General features: G+C 60.1%; 14 protein-coding genes and 1 rRNA gene. 12 read left to right on the top strand and 3 right to left on the bottom strand.

What is annotated here, in order from left to right; genetic code table 11:
• Window positions 1–68: 68 nt before the first annotated feature.
• From rrf to qhpG, 6 genes are all read left to right on the top strand, one after another.
• Window positions 69–184 (top strand): 5S ribosomal RNA (rrf, locus tag AC1D2P_RS21570).
• Window positions 185–397: 213 nt separating this feature from the next.
• Window positions 398–2,290, top strand: coding sequence for a penicillin-binding protein 2 (gene mrdA / locus AC1D2P_RS21565; RefSeq protein WP_477811580.1), 1,893 nt, complete (start codon window positions 398–400; stop codon window positions 2,288–2,290).
• A 121-nt stretch (window positions 2,291–2,411) separates the two neighbouring features.
• Window positions 2,412–4,316: a sigma-54-dependent Fis family transcriptional regulator gene (locus AC1D2P_RS21560; RefSeq protein WP_223522607.1), complete on the top strand. Its 1,905-nt coding sequence runs from the start codon at window positions 2,412–2,414 to the stop codon at window positions 4,314–4,316.
• On the top strand, window positions 4,316–6,034 hold the full coding sequence (locus AC1D2P_RS21555; protein WP_223522608.1) for an ABC transporter ATP-binding protein: 1,719 nt from the start codon (window positions 4,316–4,318) through the stop codon (window positions 6,032–6,034). Before AC1D2P_RS21560 ends, AC1D2P_RS21555 begins: the two co-directional genes overlap by 1 nt.
• A complete protein-coding gene (qhpE, locus tag AC1D2P_RS21550) occupies window positions 6,024–6,701 on the top strand; it encodes a subtilisin-like serine protease QhpE (protein ID WP_477758388.1) in 678 nt (225 codons plus the stop codon). Before AC1D2P_RS21555 ends, qhpE begins: the two co-directional genes overlap by 11 nt.
• Window positions 6,698–7,987 carry a flavin-dependent monooxygenase QhpG gene (qhpG, locus tag AC1D2P_RS21545; RefSeq protein ID WP_109788165.1) on the top strand — a complete coding sequence of 430 codons (1,290 nt, stop codon included), beginning with the start codon at window positions 6,698–6,700 and terminating at the stop codon, window positions 7,985–7,987. The genes qhpE and qhpG overlap by 4 nt, the downstream gene beginning before the upstream one ends.
• Before the next feature lie 51 nt (window positions 7,988–8,038).
• Here qhpG and AC1D2P_RS21540 read toward each other — a convergent pair whose 3' ends face one another.
• Window positions 8,039–9,529: an aldehyde dehydrogenase family protein gene (locus AC1D2P_RS21540; RefSeq protein WP_477811579.1), complete on the bottom strand. Its 1,491-nt coding sequence runs from the start codon at window positions 9,527–9,529 to the stop codon at window positions 8,039–8,041.
• 276 nt (window positions 9,530–9,805) lie between these two features.
• Between AC1D2P_RS21540 and AC1D2P_RS21535 the strand changes: the two genes are divergently transcribed.
• Complete coding sequence (locus AC1D2P_RS21535) at window positions 9,806–10,060, top strand: DUF1652 domain-containing protein (RefSeq protein WP_477758387.1); 255 nt, start codon at window positions 9,806–9,808, stop codon at window positions 10,058–10,060.
• Between the two features lie 48 nt (window positions 10,061–10,108).
• Here the strand turns inward: AC1D2P_RS21535 and AC1D2P_RS21530 are convergent, their stop codons facing one another.
• Window positions 10,109–10,465: a hypothetical protein gene (locus AC1D2P_RS21530; RefSeq protein WP_109788163.1), complete on the bottom strand. Its 357-nt coding sequence runs from the start codon at window positions 10,463–10,465 to the stop codon at window positions 10,109–10,111.
• 342 nt (window positions 10,466–10,807) lie between these two features.
• Here AC1D2P_RS21530 and peaA point away from each other — a divergent pair, with 342 nt between their 5' ends.
• From peaA to peaD, 4 genes are all read left to right on the top strand, one after another.
• Window positions 10,808–12,388, top strand: coding sequence for a quinohemoprotein amine dehydrogenase subunit alpha (gene peaA, locus AC1D2P_RS21525; RefSeq protein WP_223522610.1), 1,581 nt, complete (start codon window positions 10,808–10,810; stop codon window positions 12,386–12,388).
• An 81-nt stretch (window positions 12,389–12,469) separates the two neighbouring features.
• Window positions 12,470–13,900 (top strand): quinohemoprotein amine dehydrogenase maturation protein, encoded by a 1,431-nt coding sequence (gene peaB, locus AC1D2P_RS21520; RefSeq protein ID WP_477758386.1) that lies wholly within the window; start codon window positions 12,470–12,472, stop codon window positions 13,898–13,900.
• Window position 13,901: 1 nt separating this feature from the next.
• The gene (qhpC, locus tag AC1D2P_RS21515; protein WP_046032633.1) at window positions 13,902–14,225 is read left to right on the top strand and encodes a quinohemoprotein amine dehydrogenase subunit gamma; all 324 of its coding nucleotides are present in this window, start codon (window positions 13,902–13,904) and stop codon (window positions 14,223–14,225) included.
• A 24-nt stretch (window positions 14,226–14,249) separates the two neighbouring features.
• Window positions 14,250–15,368 carry a quinohemoprotein amine dehydrogenase subunit beta gene (gene peaD, locus AC1D2P_RS21510; RefSeq protein WP_477811578.1) on the top strand — a complete coding sequence of 373 codons (1,119 nt, stop codon included), beginning with the start codon at window positions 14,250–14,252 and terminating at the stop codon, window positions 15,366–15,368.
• A 105-nt stretch (window positions 15,369–15,473) separates the two neighbouring features.
• Here peaD and AC1D2P_RS21505 read toward each other — a convergent pair whose 3' ends face one another.
• Window positions 15,474–15,875 carry a lysozyme inhibitor LprI family protein gene (locus tag AC1D2P_RS21505; RefSeq protein ID WP_046032635.1) on the bottom strand — a complete coding sequence of 134 codons (402 nt, stop codon included), beginning with the start codon at window positions 15,873–15,875 and terminating at the stop codon, window positions 15,474–15,476.
• Window positions 15,876–16,120: 245 nt separating this feature from the next.
• Here AC1D2P_RS21505 and AC1D2P_RS21500 point away from each other — a divergent pair, with 245 nt between their 5' ends.
• The gene (locus AC1D2P_RS21500; protein ID WP_077431689.1) at window positions 16,121–16,609 is read left to right on the top strand and encodes an SRPBCC family protein; all 489 of its coding nucleotides are present in this window, start codon (window positions 16,121–16,123) and stop codon (window positions 16,607–16,609) included.
• Window positions 16,610–16,875: the final 266 nt, after the last annotated feature.

Raw genomic sequence — 16,875 nt, 5'->3', positions numbered from 1 at the left:
ACACCCAACTATCGCATACCCAATTTGCTGAAGCGCGGCCAGCTGGCCACGATTCGGTACCCGAATTTCTTGACGACCATAGAGCATTGGAACCACCTGATCCCATCCCGAACTCAGCAGTGAAACGATGCATCGCCGATGGTAGTGTGGGGTTTCCCCATGTGAGAGTAGGTCATCGTCAAGATTAAATTCCGAAACCCCAATTGCGAAAGCAGTTGGGGTTTTGTTTTGCCCGCAGGAAAATCGGTATTGTCCTTTTGACGCTCAAGAACAACCGTTCGAGGAAATCGCACTCAAGTGACCGGGCAGTTTTTGGTATGGTGCAGCTCGTTTTTTAACGGACTGATTTCACGCCTACGGATCGGCACCCTTTTTTAGTCAAAGAGTTGCCGCAGAAATGCCCGAACCGATTCCGATCAAAGACCACGAAAAAGAAACGCGCCTGGTTAACAAAAGGCTGATGGCTTGCGGCTTGTTCGTCGCCGCCATTACCTGCGCGCTGGTGGTGCGCATGTATGTCCTGCAGGTGGTCGAATTCGACTATCACTCAACCATCTCCGAAAACAACCGCGTCCACGTCCTGCCAATTACTCCCACCCGTGGACTGATCTACGACCGCAACGGCGTGGTGCTGGCCGACAACCGGCCAAGCTTCAACCTGACGATCACCCGTGAACGCGCTTCCGACGTGAAAGAAGAACTGGATGAGGTGGTAGACCTCCTGCATCTGCCGACAGAAGATCGAACACTCTTCGACAAGGCGATGAAGCAGGCCCGTCATCCGTTCGTGCCAGTCACCCTGTTCTATGAACTGAGCGAAGAGCAGATCGCGATACTGGCGGTCAATGAGTTCCGCCTGCCGGGAATCGATGTCGAGCCTCAATTCGTTCGCCATTACCCGATGGGCGCGCACTTCGCGCATTCGATCGGCTACGTCGGTCGCATCAACGAGAAAGAATCCAACGCCCTGGATAACGTGGAGTACCGTGGCACTCAATCGATCGGTAAAACCGGCATCGAAAAATTCTACGAGTCCGAGTTGCATGGCCACGTCGGTTACGAAGAAGTCGAAACCAACGCCCAGGGCCGCGTGCTGCGCGTACTCAAGCACACCGACCCAATCCCCGGTAAAAACATTGTCCTGAGCCTGGACGTCAAACTCCAGGAAGCCGCCGAAGAAGCCCTGGGTGATCGTCGAGGTTCAGTCGTTGCGCTCGACCCCTCCACCGGTGAAGTGCTGGCAATGGTCAGCAAGCCAAGCTTCGACCCGAACCTGTTCGTTACCGGGATCAGTTTCAAAGAATACGCGGCGCTGCACGACTCCATCGACCGCCCACTGTTTAACCGCGTGCTGCGCGGTCTCTACGCGCCGGGTTCGACCATCAAGCCGGAAGTGGCCATTGCCGGCCTCGATGCGGGAGTCGTCACGCCCCAGACCCGTGTCTTCGATCCGGGTTACTACCAGCTCCCGGATTTCGATCACAAATACCGTAACTGGAACCACAGCGGCGACGGTTGGGTCGACATGGACGCCGCGATCATGCGCTCCAACGACACCTACTTCTACGACCTGGCGCACAAGCTGGGCATCGATCGGCTCCACGACTACATGGCGATGTTCGGCCTCGGAGAGAAGGTCTCGATGGACATGTTCGAAGAGTCTGCCGGCTTGATGCCGTCCCAGGCCTGGAAACGAGCTACGCGCCGACAGGCCTGGTTTCCTGGCGAGACGGTGATCCTCGGTATTGGTCAGGGCTACATGCAGGTCACACCGCTGCAATTGGCCCAGGCCACCGCGCTGATTGCCAATAAGGGTGTCTGGAATCGTCCGCATCTGGCCAAGTCAGTGGACGGTGTTGCGCCAGTAGATGAGCATCCGATGCCCAACATCCTGCTTWAGGATCCACGTGACTGGGAACAGGTCAACCACGGCATGCAGATGGTGATGCATGACGCTCGCGGGATTGCCCGGGCGGCAGCGCTCGGGGCGCAATACCGCATTGCTGGCAAGAGCGGTACTGCGCAAGTCGTTGCGATCAAGCAGGGCGAGCGCTACAACCGGGCGAAAACCCTGGAGCGTAACCGCGATAACGCCTTGTTCGTCGGATTTGCCCCGGCTGAGCACCCGAAGATTGTCATCTCGGTGATGATTGAAAACGGCGAGGCGGGTGGTCGCGTCGCAGGTCCCGTGGTGCGACAGATCATGGACGCCTGGCTGCTCGATCAGGAAGGTCACCTCAAGCCGCAATACGCCGCGCCGAGCAAAGCCCCGGGTGATCCACACGTTTAAGTGGCCGTTCTGAAACCACAAGTGCTGTAAGGCACTTGCCATCGCCCTGACGTTAACGTAAAGATTGCGGCAGGGCGCTGATTTTAAAAATAGCGCAGGGCGGACCGACTCGGAGCGCTTGATGACGCTAATAAAAACAACACCACCCACACTGCACCGTGAAGCTCGCCTGGCCCGGGAAAAACTCCATCTCGAGGGCGAAGTTCCCGACGGCGTGTTGCGCGCGGAAATCGACGCCTCGTGGCGACGCAGTCTCAGCCACGGTGTGCATTTCAATGGCAAACACGAACTGGCGCTGGAATCGAGCGCGAGCCTCGACGTGTTGCTGGCGAGCAACCGACTGCTGATCGACGCAGCATTGCCAGCCATCGATTACCTGGCCGAACGTCAGGGCAAGGAAGGGCTGGTTATCCTCGCCAACTCCGATGCCACCATCCTCGCCGTCGAAGGGCGCGCCGATCGCCTTAAAGGCAGCGGCCTGCAAGACATCACCTTGGGTGCCTGCTGGAGCGAAGCCGCTCGCGGCACCAACGCGCTAGGCACCGCCCTGGTCGAAGCCCGGCCAACGATGATCGATTGCGGCGAGCATTATCTCGATCGCCTGACTGATTTCTCCTGTACCTCGGTGCCGATTTATTGCCCTCAGGGCGACATCCTCGGCGTGCTCGACCTGACCCGTGAAGGCCCGCTAGGCCGCGTCCATGACAGCACCGCGTTGTTAGCCATGGCGGTCAGCCAGATTGAAAGCCGCGTCTTCAACGCCAGCTACCCGGACGAAATCGTCCTGGCGTTCCACAGCCGTCGCCAATACCTCGAATCTCCATGGCAAGGCCTGCTGGCAGTGAGCCTTGGGGGCCAGATCCTTGCGGTCAGCGCCCAGGCCTGTCAGTTGCTTCACGCCGAACGCTCGGCGTTGGTGGGCCGACGTTGCGAAGAGTTTTTGGGCGTCGATGGCCTGCAATTGCTGGCTCGCCTGCACCAGGGCGGTGTCGGCAGCCTGCAAACCGCCAAAGGCGAATTCTTCTACAAAACCCTGCGTGCACCGCAACGCTCGATCAGCGTCAGCAGCCCTCCACGCAGCACCGTCAAAACCGCCAAACCGCAACCGGACCTGGAGTCCCTGGCCGGCAGTAACGTGCGATATGCCCGAGCGTTGCGCATGGCTCGTCAAGGCCTGGCCAATGAATTGCCGGTGTTGCTGCTCGGTGAAACTGGCACCGGCAAAGAAGTCATCGCCCGCGCTTTGCACCTGGCCGGTGCTCGCTGCGACAAACCCTTTGTGGCGGTGAATTGCGCCGCCATTCCCGAGGGTCTGATCGAGTCGGAACTGTTCGGTTACCGCGAGGGCGCGTTCACCGGTTCCCGTCGTGGTGGCATGGTCGGTCGCTTGCAACAGGCTCATGGCGGCACCTTGTTTCTCGATGAAATCGGCGACATGCCGCTGGCCCTGCAAGCGCGTTTGCTGCGGGTGCTGCAAGACCGCAAAGTCGCGCCATTGGGTGCTGGCGAAGAGCAGGACATCGACGTCGCGCTGATTTGCGCCACCCATCGTGACCTCAAGCGCCTGGTGGATGAAAAGCACTTCCGAGAGGACCTGTTCTACCGGGTCAACGGCATCAGCGTGATGCTTCCGGCCCTGCGCGAACGTGAGGACTTCAGTGGTCTGGTCGGGCGATTGCTGGCCAAGCTCGATGCGCCGGCCGTCGTGCTGCATGACGATTTGAGCCGCTTGCTCGGCGGTTATCACTGGCCCGGCAACATCCGCCAACTGGAGATGGTATTACGCACCGCGCTGGCCATGCGCGAACCGGGAGAGATCGTCCTCACTCTCGATCACTTGCCCGACAGCATGCTCGACGAGTTGAGCGCGAGCGAACGACCACAGGCTGGCAGCATCCGCGAGAACGAACTGGAGCTGATTCGGCAGTCCCTGGACACTCACCAGGGCAATGTCTCGGCGGCCGCGGACGCGTTGGGCATCAGCCGCGCGACGTTGTATCGCAAGCTCAAACAGTGGCGTTCGTGATGCAGCGCTTGATCGTCCGGCTGATCGACAGCCAGCACCCCGAAGCCTTGCAAGCGGCATTGCGCTGGCTCTACAGTTTCGTGCGTCCGCATCGTTTGGCCATTGTCGGGCTGCTCGGTTTATCGGTGTGCGCCTCGCTGCTGGTGTTGGTGCAACCGTGGCTGACCAAGCTGCTGATCGACGATGGCCTGCTAGCCCGCAATTTCCCGATGCTGGTGTTGATTGCCGGGTTGATGATCGTTGCCGGGCTGCTCGGCACGGCACTGTCGGGCATCAATCGTTACCTGCACACGCGGTTGTCCGGGCGGATTCTGTTTGCTTTGCGCGATGATCTCTACCGGCATTTGCAGACACTCTCACCGAGCTTCTACGGTCAACGGCGTATCGGAGACTTGATGTCGCGCCTGGATGGCGACGTCGCGGAGATCCAGCGTTTTGCCGTGGATTCATTATTCTCTGCGGTGTCGAGCGTGATCGGCCTGGTCTGCGCGGTGGCGATGTTGTTGACCCTGTCATGGAAGCTGTCGTTGCTGGCCCTGGTGCTGATTCCCCTCGACGTGCTCTGGCTGCGCTGGATGCGGCGCAAAGTCGAGCGCGACGTACGGCAATTACGCGAGCGCTCGGCGGACATGTCCTCGTTCATGGTCGAGACCTTGCCGGTGATGAAATTCATCCAGTCCGCCGGCCAGCAACAACGTGAATCGCGGCGTCTGCAGACGCTGGGCCAAGGCTACATGAGCCAATTGCTGCGCCTGCAAGTCACCGAGTTTTTCACCCAGGCCGTACCGGGCACATTGACCTCATTGTCCCGCGCCTGTGCGTTTTTGATCGGCGGTTACTGGGTGGTGCAGGGCACTTGGCAATTGGGTGCCTTGATTGCATTTTCGACCTACCTGGGCATGGCCGTCGGACCGGTCCAGAGCCTGCTCGGCCTCTACGTCGCCATTCAACGGATGACCGTCAGTCTCGGACGCGTGATGGAGCTGCGCGGTGAAGAGCCCACAGTTTTGACGCCGGTCCAACCGCAACCGATGCCGACCTGTGGTGACCTGCGATTCGACGACGTGCACTTCAGTCATCCCGGCCGCCCGACGACTTTGCGGGGTATCGAAGCGCGAATTCCCTACGGCTTGAAAGTCGCCCTCAGCGGCGGCTCCGGGGTCGGCAAATCTACCCTTATCGATCTGCTGCAGCGTCATCACGATCCGCAGTCCGGTCGGGTGTTGCTGGGGGAGGTTGATCTTCGCGAGCTGGACCTGTTCCAGTTGCGGCAGCGGATTGCCGTTGTCAGCCAGGACATCGTGCTGTTTCGCGGCAGCCTCGCCGATAACCTCGCTTACGCGGTGCCGGACGCCAGTCGCGAGGCCATTGCCGACGTCGCGCGCCTGGCACAACTCGACAGCCTGATCGAGTCGTTGCCCGAGGGGCTCGACAGTCCGTTGGGCGAGCGTGGCCAGCAGTTGTCCGGCGGCCAGAAACAGCGCATCGCCATTGCCCGTGCACTGCTGCAGGATCCGTTAATTCTGGTGCTGGACGAGGCCACTTCGGCGGTGGATGAAGCCACCGAGCGCGAGGTCATCGAGGCCATCGACCGACTGTTTGCCGGGCGCACACGCATCTTGATCAGCCATCGTCCCTCAACCCTGGCCGATGCCGACCTGCGCTTTGAATTGCTCGATGGCGTACTCACGTCGAAAACGGTGCTGCATGAAGCCTGAACTACGCATCGGGGTGATCGACAGCGGGCATTCGGCGGCGCAACGGGTGCAGGTCGTGGCCGGGCGACGATTTTCGTTGTTGGAGGATGGGCTGGCCGAAAGCGACTTGCGTGATGATCCATTGGGTCACGGTAGCGCAGTCATCGAAGCCATCGGACGTCGGGCACCCTCAGCGGTATTTTGCGTGGGGCAGGTGTTTGACCAGCGCGGCGTCACCAGCGCCTTGCAGATCGCCAGCGCCATCGACTGGCTGGTGGCACAGGACGTCCGGTTGATCAATTTGAGCCTCGGTTTGCGTCAGGACCGCAGCCTGTTGCGCGAAGCCTGCGCGGCGGCGGTGAGCCAGGGCGTTTTGCTCTGCGCCTCCAGCCCGGCGCAAGGTGAAGGTGTGTTCCCGGCGAATTATCCACAGGTGTTGCGCGTCACCGGCGACGCGCGATGCGCTGAGCAGGAGTGGTCATGGCTCAACAGCGCTCAAGCGGATTTCGCCGCGTGTGTGCATGGGACTTATCCGGGGCAGTCCGGCGCCAGTCTTGGCTGCGCGGCGTTGAGTGGACACATTGCCGGTTTCCTGGTGGCACACCCTGAGGCGAGCAACGAGCAGGTCATCGAGTGGCTGCGCGAAAACGCTCGTTATCGCGGTCCTGAACGGCGCGTTGGCCCATGATTGTGATTCTCGGCGCAGGACCGGCGGGGGCCGCCGTCGCCCTGGGTTTGCGCCGACTCGGCTATCCCGTCACGCTGGTCAGCGAGTGGCGCCGATTTGCGGCGCTGGAAGGCGTTTCGGTCCGTGTGCTGGAGGCCTTGCGCGGTGCGGGTGTGCATCAGGCGCTGGCGGACGCGGCGTTGCCTTCCCAACGGCAGGTGTCGTGGAACGGCCAGCAGCACGCGCAGAACATTGAGTTCTTACTCGATCGCCCATGCTTCGACCGAGGCCTGCGCGAGGATCTACGCCTGGCTGGCGTCGAGCTGATCGAAGGCCGAGTGTTGACCGTTGAGACCGACGCGACGGGCCATCGGATCGACATTGATGGGCGCGAAACGCTGCTCGCAGACTTTTTAGTGGAAGCCCGCGGTCGCCAGGCCCCGGCGCTCGGCAAAGGCCTGCGCGGGCCCGAGACGGTCAGCTTGCTCAATCGCTGGCAAGGCCCTCGGGGCACCACCGCCAGCGCCGTGGAAAGCCTTGAAGACGGCTGGGCCTGGATGGCGCGGCGGGCTGACGGCCAGTGTTACTGGCAATGGACGGTGGACGTGGCGAGCGCCGACCTGCCGGGCAAGGCGCAGTTGCTCGACTATTGTCGTCAGCGGCGCCAGGGTTCGGCGTTGGCTCAGGCGTTTTTCGCTGACCAGGCCGAAGTCGATCTGCAATTGCATGCCCGCAGCAGCACCGCGATTCTATGCCCGCAGGTGTGCGGCGATCACTGGATTCGGGTTGGCGATGCCGCCATGGCGGTGGACCCGCTGTCGGGCAACGGGATTTTTCAATCACTGTCTTCGGCGCTCCAGGCGCCGGTGGTGATCAACACGTTGTTGCGCAAACCCGAACGAGCGGCGTTGGCCCAGCGCTTTCATCAGCAGCGGGTCGAGCAGTTGTTTTTGCGCTTTGCACGAATCGGTCGGGATTTTTACGCCGATGAACTGCGTTGGCTGGATCAGCCATTCTGGCAGGCGCGGCGGCGTTGGCCGGATGCTGAAGTCGCCCATGCCGAGGCTGATTTTTCAGCATTGAGGATCGAGCGAGCACCGGTGCTCAAGGACGGGTTTGTCGATGAGGCCGAGGTGGTGATCACTGCGGATCAGCCATTGGGCATCTGGCATGTGCAGGGGGTTGAATTGGCGCCGCTGGTGCGGCGGTTGCGCACTGAGCCGGCGGAGCAGGCGCTGGCCGGGCTGACGGTGGAGCAGGGCAGGGTGGTTCGCAGTTGGTTGCTGGCTCAGGGCTACAAGCCCTGACTGATGACTGATCGTTCCCACGCGGAGCGTGGGAACGATCTAACAGCGCGATTAGAGCTTGATCAACACCGACTTCAACTCGGTGTAATGCTCAATCGCCGCATACCCCATTTCACGCCCGACCCCCGACATTTTGTACCCGCCAAACGGCAGGGCCGGGTCCAGTGCGCTGTGGCAGTTGACCCACACTGACCCCGACTTGATCCGCGGAATCATCCGGTGCACCGCCGCCAGGTCATTCGACCAGATGCTCGCTCCAAGCCCATAAGGGCTGTCATTGGCCATGCGCAACGCATCGGCCTCGTCATCGAACGGAATCGCTACCAGTACCGGGCCAAAAATCTCTTCCTGCACCAGCGAGTGTTTTTGATCGACGTCGACAATCACGGTCGGCTTGACGAAAAATCCCGGTCCGAATTGCTCACCACCGCAGGCGATGGTCGCACCACTTTCCCGGCCCTTTTCGATATACCCGTAAACCCGTTCCTGTTGGCGCCGGGAGATCAATGGCCCCATTTCAACACTGGGGTCCAGCCCGTTGCCGAGCTTCATGGCTTTGGCGATATCGCTGATGTCCGCCACCACATTGTCGAAATGTTTGCGCTGCACATACAGTCGCGAGCCGGCGCAGCACACCTGTCCCTGATTGAAGAAAATCGCGCTGGCGGCACCGGCCGCGGCGGATTTCAGGTCGGCGTCGGCCATGACGATGGTCGGTGATTTTCCGCCCAGCTCCAGGGTTACACGGGTCATCGAATCCATCGCAATCTTACCGATCTGTTTGCCCACGGCAGTGGAGCCCGTGAAGGTCAGCTTGTCCACCAACGGGTTGTGCGTCAGGGCCGAACCGGCGGTAATACCGGTGCCAGTGACCACGTTGAACACGCCTTCGGGGTAACCGGCCTCCAGCACCAGTTCGGCAAGTTTCAGCGCCGTGAGCGGGGTTTCATCTGCGGGTTTGAGCACCACGGTGCAGCCGGTGGCCAGGGCCGGGCCGAGCTTCCAGCAAGCCAGCAGCAGCGGGAAGTTCCAGGCGACGATGGCGCCGACCACGCCCACCGCTTCGCGACGGATGAAACTGTGGAACTGATCGTTGGGCATCAACGGCAGCGACACTTCGACACTGGAGCCTTCAATCTTGGTCGCCCAGCCGGCCATGTAGCGCAGGAAATCGATGGCCAGTTGCACGTCCATCACTTGCGCCACCACCGCGCTTTTACCGTTGTTGAGGCATTCCAGCTGCGCCAGCAGTTCGGCGTCGCGCTCCATCAGGTCGGCGAGTTTCCACAACAGGTTCTGCCGCTCGCGTGGGCGGGTGCGGGTCCAGGTCGAATCATCAAAAGCCTGGCGGGCGGCCAGCACGGCGCGGTCGACATCCTCGGGCATGGCCCGTGGCACCACACACAACACTTCGCCGGTGGCGGGGTTGTGCAGGGGCATGGTCTGGCCATCGGCGGCCTCGACCCAGTCACCGCCGATCAGCATGCGCGGTGCGCGCTGGATAAACGCGGAAGTGGCGGGAAGCAAATTAGGGAGCGACATGGCGAGGCCTCTTATTATTCGTGAGAACAGGGCTTTCGCAATGGCTGTGCCAAGTCGCCGCAAGGTCAGGCGAACCGTTGATTAGCCGGGGTTCGCCGGGCGCAAAGGGTTGGCAACGGCGGTGATTTTTTTCGCAAATTGCGACAACGACTGAGACGACGAGCAACCCGGTTGCGCCCTTGAGACCCCTCGTGTTGAGGAATAGAATTTTCTCGCTCGGTGGGTGAAGTGATGGAGCACTCTCCCGGCCACACATCTCGCGCACGGGAGGTAGTGATGAACCTTTCAACCCTGGAGATTCAAAGCATCATTGAGCAGAGTTTTCTGCCTTCGGTATGCACCTGCAGCCTATTGCCGGATCAGTCGTTGACGATTCGAGTCTGCGATTGCACCACCGGCAAAGTGGACCTGGTGAGCCACGTTGCAGTCTGGGAACTGGACACTGCCCACGCGATCACGGCGCTGGTGACGCAGATGCAGCAAGAGATCAGCGCACACAAAGGCCTCCTCCCCCCTACGTTTCCAGGCTGAACTGGCCAAGCCGCACCACCGCGCGTGGTGCGGCTCGCGTTGACGTATTCAAGACGGTATTTTTCGGGAAATTTCCTCGAACGTGTCGCTATCAACGGCAGCCAATAGCTTTTTGTCGTCCTTGAGTGTGGCCAGGAAGGTCACTTCGGTTTCCTTGCCAGCCAGCATGAACCCCGCAATCGCGCCGATAGGGCCCAGCAGCATGGCGCCGGCCACGCCGAACCCGATGGCGTCCTTGAAGTTGTTGATCGACTCCTCGTTGGCCACTTCCACACGCTTGAACGATGAAAGCGGGAGGCAGAGACCGGGCCACGGGTGAAGCGGCGTCCTGAGGGTAAAAACGCCGTCCCTGTACTCTCCATCACCCTGCAGAAAGTCCCCCGCCAAGACAGTAATGTTTGCCATTTTTGATCCCCTGTCGGCATTCCGTGAACAACCATTTCGCCCCTTGATCCCGATGCCGTCAATCGTCGAGCGATGAGCTGTTCCGTGCGGGCATCTATGCTTGTCGCAGACTGCAACAACTGTCGCGATATTAGACGCAGGTGATCTGGTCGACAGCGCTTCGAGCAACCGGTTTTTAACGCAACTGATTGATAAAAAAGGATATCGGCAAGCTGGCACGCTCCGTGTATTGCTCATCGCAGACGTTTCTCTTGCCTGCGTCGGTGGTTCGCCGCTGACGCTAGAAACCATAAAAACGATAAGCCACAAAAATAAGAAAGCACCGTGCGAGGTTCGACGTTGATGAAGAGAAAACTCCGATCAGGCCTGAGCGCCAGCCTGCTGGCCGTAGCCGCTTGTGTGGCGCTGCATGCGCCGGACAGCCAGGCAGCCCGAGACGCCCAGACCATCCTCAAGGAAACCTGTCAGGGCTGTCACACGCCCGAAGCCGGTAACGCCCTCAGTCGTATCAGCCACCAGCGCAAGACCCCGGAAGGCTGGCTGATGAGCATCGCCCGAATGCAGACCATGCACGGTTTGCAGATCAGCGATGAGGACCGCCGCACGCTGGTCAAGTACCTGGCCGACACCCAGGGCCTGGCGCCAAGCGAAACCGACGGTGTGCGTTATGCCCTTGAGCGCCGGCTCAATACCGTCGAAAAATTCGACGACCAGACCAGCCAGATGTGTGGCCGCTGCCACTCCGGTGCACGGGTTGCACTGCAACGCCGTCCGGCCCAGGAATGGGAGCGTCTGGTGAACTTCCACCTCGGCCAGTGGCCGTCGCTGGAATACCAGGCCCTGGCCCGCGACCGTGACTGGTTCGACATCGCCCGCAAAGACATGGTGCCGTTGCTGGCCAAGCGTTATCCGCTGGATAACCCGGCCTGGAAAAAATGGCAAAGCGTCGCGCCTAAATCCGATGCACTGGTGGGGGACTGGAGCTTCAGCGGTCACTTGCCAGGCAAGGGCGAACTGGCCGGCGTGATGACCGTCAGCGCCGATGGCAGCGACACCTTCAAGGTCAGCATCAAAGGCCAATACGCCGACGGCAGCCCGTTCAACGGCGACGGCAGCGCGATTCTCTACACCGGCTATGAATGGCGCGGCAACGTGACCATCGATGGCGTGACCCTGCGCCAGGTATTCGCCGCCCAAGGCAATGCCATGCAAGGCCGCATGTTCGAGGCCGAGCATGACGAGCGTGGCCTGGACTTCGTCGCCGCCAAGCAAGGCTCCAGTCGTTTGTTGGCGGTGCAACCGGGTTACGTGAAAGCCGGCAGCGAAACCGAAGTGACCCTGATCGGCAGTGGTCTCACCGGCAAACCGAGCTTCGGCAAAGGTGTGGAAGTGCTCGAAGTCGTCGAACAGAGCCCGGACCGGATCAAGGTCAAACTCAAGGCCGCCGCCAATGCCCAACCGGGCCTGCGCACGGTGACGGTGGGCACGTTGAAAGGCCCGAGCCTGTCGGTCTACAACTCCATCGCCGAAGTCAAAGTCGTGCCGGAGTTTTCGGTCTCGCGGATCGGTGAGGGCGGTGGTTCGACGCCGAAAGTCCAGGGGCGTTTCGACGCCGAGGCATGGGGCAAAGGCGCCGACGGCAAGCCTTATCGCATCGGTGTATTCCCGGCGCAATGGAAAGTCGAAGCCTTCGATGACCGCGCCAAGGAAGACGAAGACGTCAAGTTCGCCGGCACCATGCAGGCTGACAGCGGCGTGTTCACGCCGGGCGATGCCGGGCCGAACCCGCAACGCAAAATGTCCACCAACAATGCCGGCAACCTCAAGGTGATCGCCGCCGTCGACGACGCAGGGAAATCCCTGACCGGCGAAGGCCACATGATCGTCACCGTGCAACGCTGGAACAATCCACCCATTCCGTGATGTGCCCTGAAACCCAAGGCTTCAGACACTTTTCGGAATGACCGCAGGCCCCGTCGAACGGGGTTTGCACAGGAGGTTGCAATGGGCGCTATTTTGAATCTGGTCGAACGGAACCTGCACGAAGTGCACGTCGATGCCGACCGCATGCTGTTCCACATTCCCAGCAGTTCGCTGTTTGCCAGTGATGAGCTGACGGGCACCATCATCGATACCTTGCGCGGTCCGGGCTGTTCGTCCGATGACCTGATCCAGCGTCTGGCCGAGCGCTTCAACGGCGAAGAAGTCACCGAAACGCTGCGTGAATTGATCTCGCTGGAACTGGTCAGCGACGGTTCGCCGCTGACCCCGGACATCGGCACCAAACGGGTCGAACGCACGGCGATCAATACCGTGGTGCTCAACGTCAACACCGGCTGCAATTTGAGCTGCACCTACTGCTACAAGGAAGACCTCGACAAGCCCTCGGCCGGCAAGAAAATGGACGTGGAAACGGCGATCGCCTCGGTGGAAATGCTGCTGCGCGAATCCCCCGACGAAGAGCGTTTCACCGTGGTGTTCTTCGGTGGCGAACCGCTGAGCAATCGCAAGCTGATCGAGTACATGGTCGACTACTGTGAGAAACGTTTTCGCGAGGCGGGCAAGTTCGTCGAATTCGTCATGACCACCAACGCCACGCTGTTGACCGAAGAAACCGTGGATTACCTCAACGCCCACCGCTTCGGGCTTTCGGTGAGTATCGACGGGCCGAAGACCGTGCACGACCGCAACCGCATTACCGTGGGCGGGCAGGGCACGTACGACGTGGTGCGGCGCAAGGCCGAGATGCTGCTGTCGCGCTACAACAGCCGCCCGGTCGGTGCCCGTGTGACGTTGACCACCGGCGTCACCGATGTCGAAACCATCTGGGACCACCTGTTCAACGAGCTAGGGTTTGCCGAAGTCGGTTTCGCTCCCGTGACCTCCGGCGATATCAGCACGTTCAACCTGACCAGCGACGAGCTGATCGAAGTGTTCGCCAACATGAAAAAACTCGGTCGTCGTTACCTGGAAGCCGCGCTGGAGCACCGCAACATCGGTTTCTCCAACCTGCACCAGCTGATCACCGACATCCACGAAGGCCACAAAAAAGCCCTGCCATGCGGCGCGGGCCTGAAGATGCTGGCGGTGGATCACAAGGGCGAGCTGAACCTGTGCCATCGCTTTACCGGTTCCAGCCTGCCGACGTTCGGCAACGTCCACAGCGGTGTGAAGCAAGTCGAGTTGAACGACTTCTTGTCCCAGCGCCTGGACCGCACCAACACCGGTTGCGAAGACTGCCAGATCCGCAACCTGTGTTCCGGCGGCTGCTATCACGAGAGCTACGCCCGGTATGGCGACCCGACCCATCCGACCTATCACTACTGCGAACTGATGCGTGACTGGGTCGACTTCGGTATCGAGGTCTACACCCGGATCATGGCCAATAACCCTGCGTTCATCAGCAGCTACATCACTCCGCGCAAGGCTCACTGATATGAAACATCTCAAGGCAATCAATAACAAAGCGCTGAAAATGGATCAGGCCGCGGCCGAAAACCGCATCGAAGAAGTGGTCGCGATGAGTTCCGTGGCGGGCTGCGCCTCGACCACCGACCCGGGCTGGGAAATCGACGCGTTTGGTGGTGTGTCGTCGCTCTGCCAACCGATGGAAGCCGACCTGTATGGCTGCTCCGACCCGTGCTGGTGGCCGGCCCAGGTGCCCGACATGATGAGTACCTACCCGGACTGGAACAAGGATGCCCAGGCGTCCAACGAAAACTGGCGCAACCTCGGCACTGTCTTCCCGAAAGACAAGTGATCAGATAAGAAGAAGGATTCCAGCATGCACAGCATCAAAGCCTGCGGCCTGGCCGCATTCGCCGCCCTGAGCACGTGTTCGTTCACTGTTCTGGCCGATGAAAACACTGCATTGCAAGACGGTCACGAGTACATGTTGACCACCAATTACCCGAACAACCTGAACGTGATCGACCWGGCCACCGACACCTTGCTCAAGACCTGCAAGATGCCTGACGCCTTTGGCCCCGGCACCGTGCAATTGTCACCGGACCGCAAGACCGCCTACGTGTTGAACAATCACTATGCGGATGTCTACGGCGTCGAACTGGACAACTGCAAGCAGGTGTTCCACGCCAGCATCACGCAAAAAACGGGGGAGAAAGCGCGCTCGATGTTCGCCTTCACCCTTAGCCACGACGGCAAGGAACTGTACACCGTCGCCAACCCGACACTGATGCTCAACGACCGCTACGAAGTGCAGCAACCGCGGCTCGATGTGTATGCCACCGATGCCGGGATGGACGCCAAACCGGTGCGCAGTTTCCCGGCACCACGGCAACTGACCATCATGCAGAGTGGCGATGACGGCACGCTGTATGTGGCGGGGGCGGACGTTTACAAGGTCAATGTGAAAACCGGCAAGTTCGACGTGCTGATCCCCAGCCGTCACTGGAAACGCGAGAACTACAGCGCGCCGGACGTGCTCTACGTGTGGAACCAGCAGACCTATCGTCATGACTTCTCGCTGCTCTACACCGCCGCGAAATTCAAGGACAAGAAGCAGGACCCGGCCACTGCCGAGTACCTTTACGGACTGTTCAGCATCGACCTGAAAACCGGCAAGACCGAAACCACTGACTTCGGTCCTTTGACGGAAATCTACTTCAGCGGCATGCGCTCGCCGAAGGATCCGAACCTGATGTTCGGCGTGCTGAACCGCTTGGCCAAGTACGACATCAAGGAAAAGAAAATGCTGCAGGCGGCGACGCTGGATCATTCCTACTACTGCATTTCCTTCAACAAGGACGGCAGCAAGATCTACCTGGCCGGGACGTTTAACGACGTGGCGATTTTTGATGCCGACAGCCTGAAGCAGATCGGCAGCATCAAGATGCCGGGCGGGGACATGGCGATTACCACGGCACAGGTGTTTGTCCGGTAATCATTTTTGCCTGATCAGACGCCATCGCGAGCAGGCTCGCTCCTACGCACATCCAATGTAGGAGCGAGCCTGCTCGCGATGAGGCCTTTGAGAACGCTGGAAACCTTACTGTCCCGGCACCGGGCAGCCCAAATCCCCCTCCTGACACTTCAAGTAAGTCTTGAAGGTCTCGGCTCGCGCCTTGGTCAATTCAGTCACGCAATTGCTGTAGATCAGTGGATAAACACTCCCGCCTTCCACCCCGGACGCCGAAAAATTGCATTCGGCATCCCGAAACGCAATCCACGCACGCTGCGCACCCACTAGCGACTTCTTGCGCTCGGGCTCGCTTTTGAGTCGCGTGGTGATTTGCTGATACAGCGCATTCAACTCCTTGTCAGCCGCCGCATGCTGCTGCGCCGCGCACTGGTTCATCGTGGCCTGGTCGGCGGCATTGTCGCAGTCCAGGGCGAAGGCCATCGAGGTAAACAGCACGGGTGTCAGTGCCAGGAGAACGCGTGAGTACATGGAGGAAAACTCGCTGTGGCAGAGGAGATTGAGGTGCAGTGTAGCGAATCGTTTTTGCCTTGCGCCGACAGAAGACCTGCCACCTGTGAGGCCCCGCCAGCCAACAGTCTCGTCCGTCTGTCAGAACTTATGCATGCAAATGCGGCCGAATATTGCGGGCAAGGTTGATCGCGGCAAGCGATTGATACATTTTAGGGTTGGTCTTGTGGTCTTACTGACCTACTGTTCAATACAGGAGGTGACTTATGAACGCAGCATCTGATCGCATCGAAAGGAAAGTCCTGCTCAAGGTCAAGCGTTCGCACGTCTGGCGCGTGCTGGCCAACGCAGAGGCATTCGGGCAGTGGTTTGGCGTGGCACTGGAAGGCAAGCGTTTCATCGCCGGTGAGTGGACTCAGGGGCAGATAACCTATCCCGGTTATGAACACTTGCGGTGGAATGTCCTGGTGGAGAGCGTTGAGCCGGAGCGGCTGTTTTCGTTTCGCTGGCACCCTTATGCCGTCAACCCGGACGTCGACTACTCCCAGGAGCCGACCACACTGGTGAAATTCGAGCTTGAAGACGGGGACGACGGCACGTGGCTCAAAGTGTCCGAGTCCGGTTTCGATCACGTCCCCCAAGCTCGTCGTGAAAAGGCTTTCCGTATGGACAGCCGCGGTTGGGAAGAGCAGATGAACAACATCGAACAGTATCTGATCGAAAACGCCAAGGCCCATGAGCGTGAGGGTGGCTGATTGGCTGGAAGTCTCTGTACCGAAGCTCTCCGGCGAGATGCCTGAGGCGTCTAGGGGTTTTCGGAAGGGTGGCTATAGCGAATGTCTTACACACGGTGGTAGCTATGTCGACTATTGCAGATTGGATCCGACGCGTAATCTAGCTCCATCAACTGAAGCACAGGAAGCGCTTCAGGATCACGGATGATCGACCATCAGCAAGGATTGGCTACCGACAGGGAGTCGATAATGGTCTTGGGAAAAACCCGCTTCGGCGGGTTTTTTTT

The organism is Pseudomonas sp. P1_F1_2 (assembly GCF_056405815.1).
This window is presented reverse-complemented; position numbering and strand designations above follow the sequence as displayed.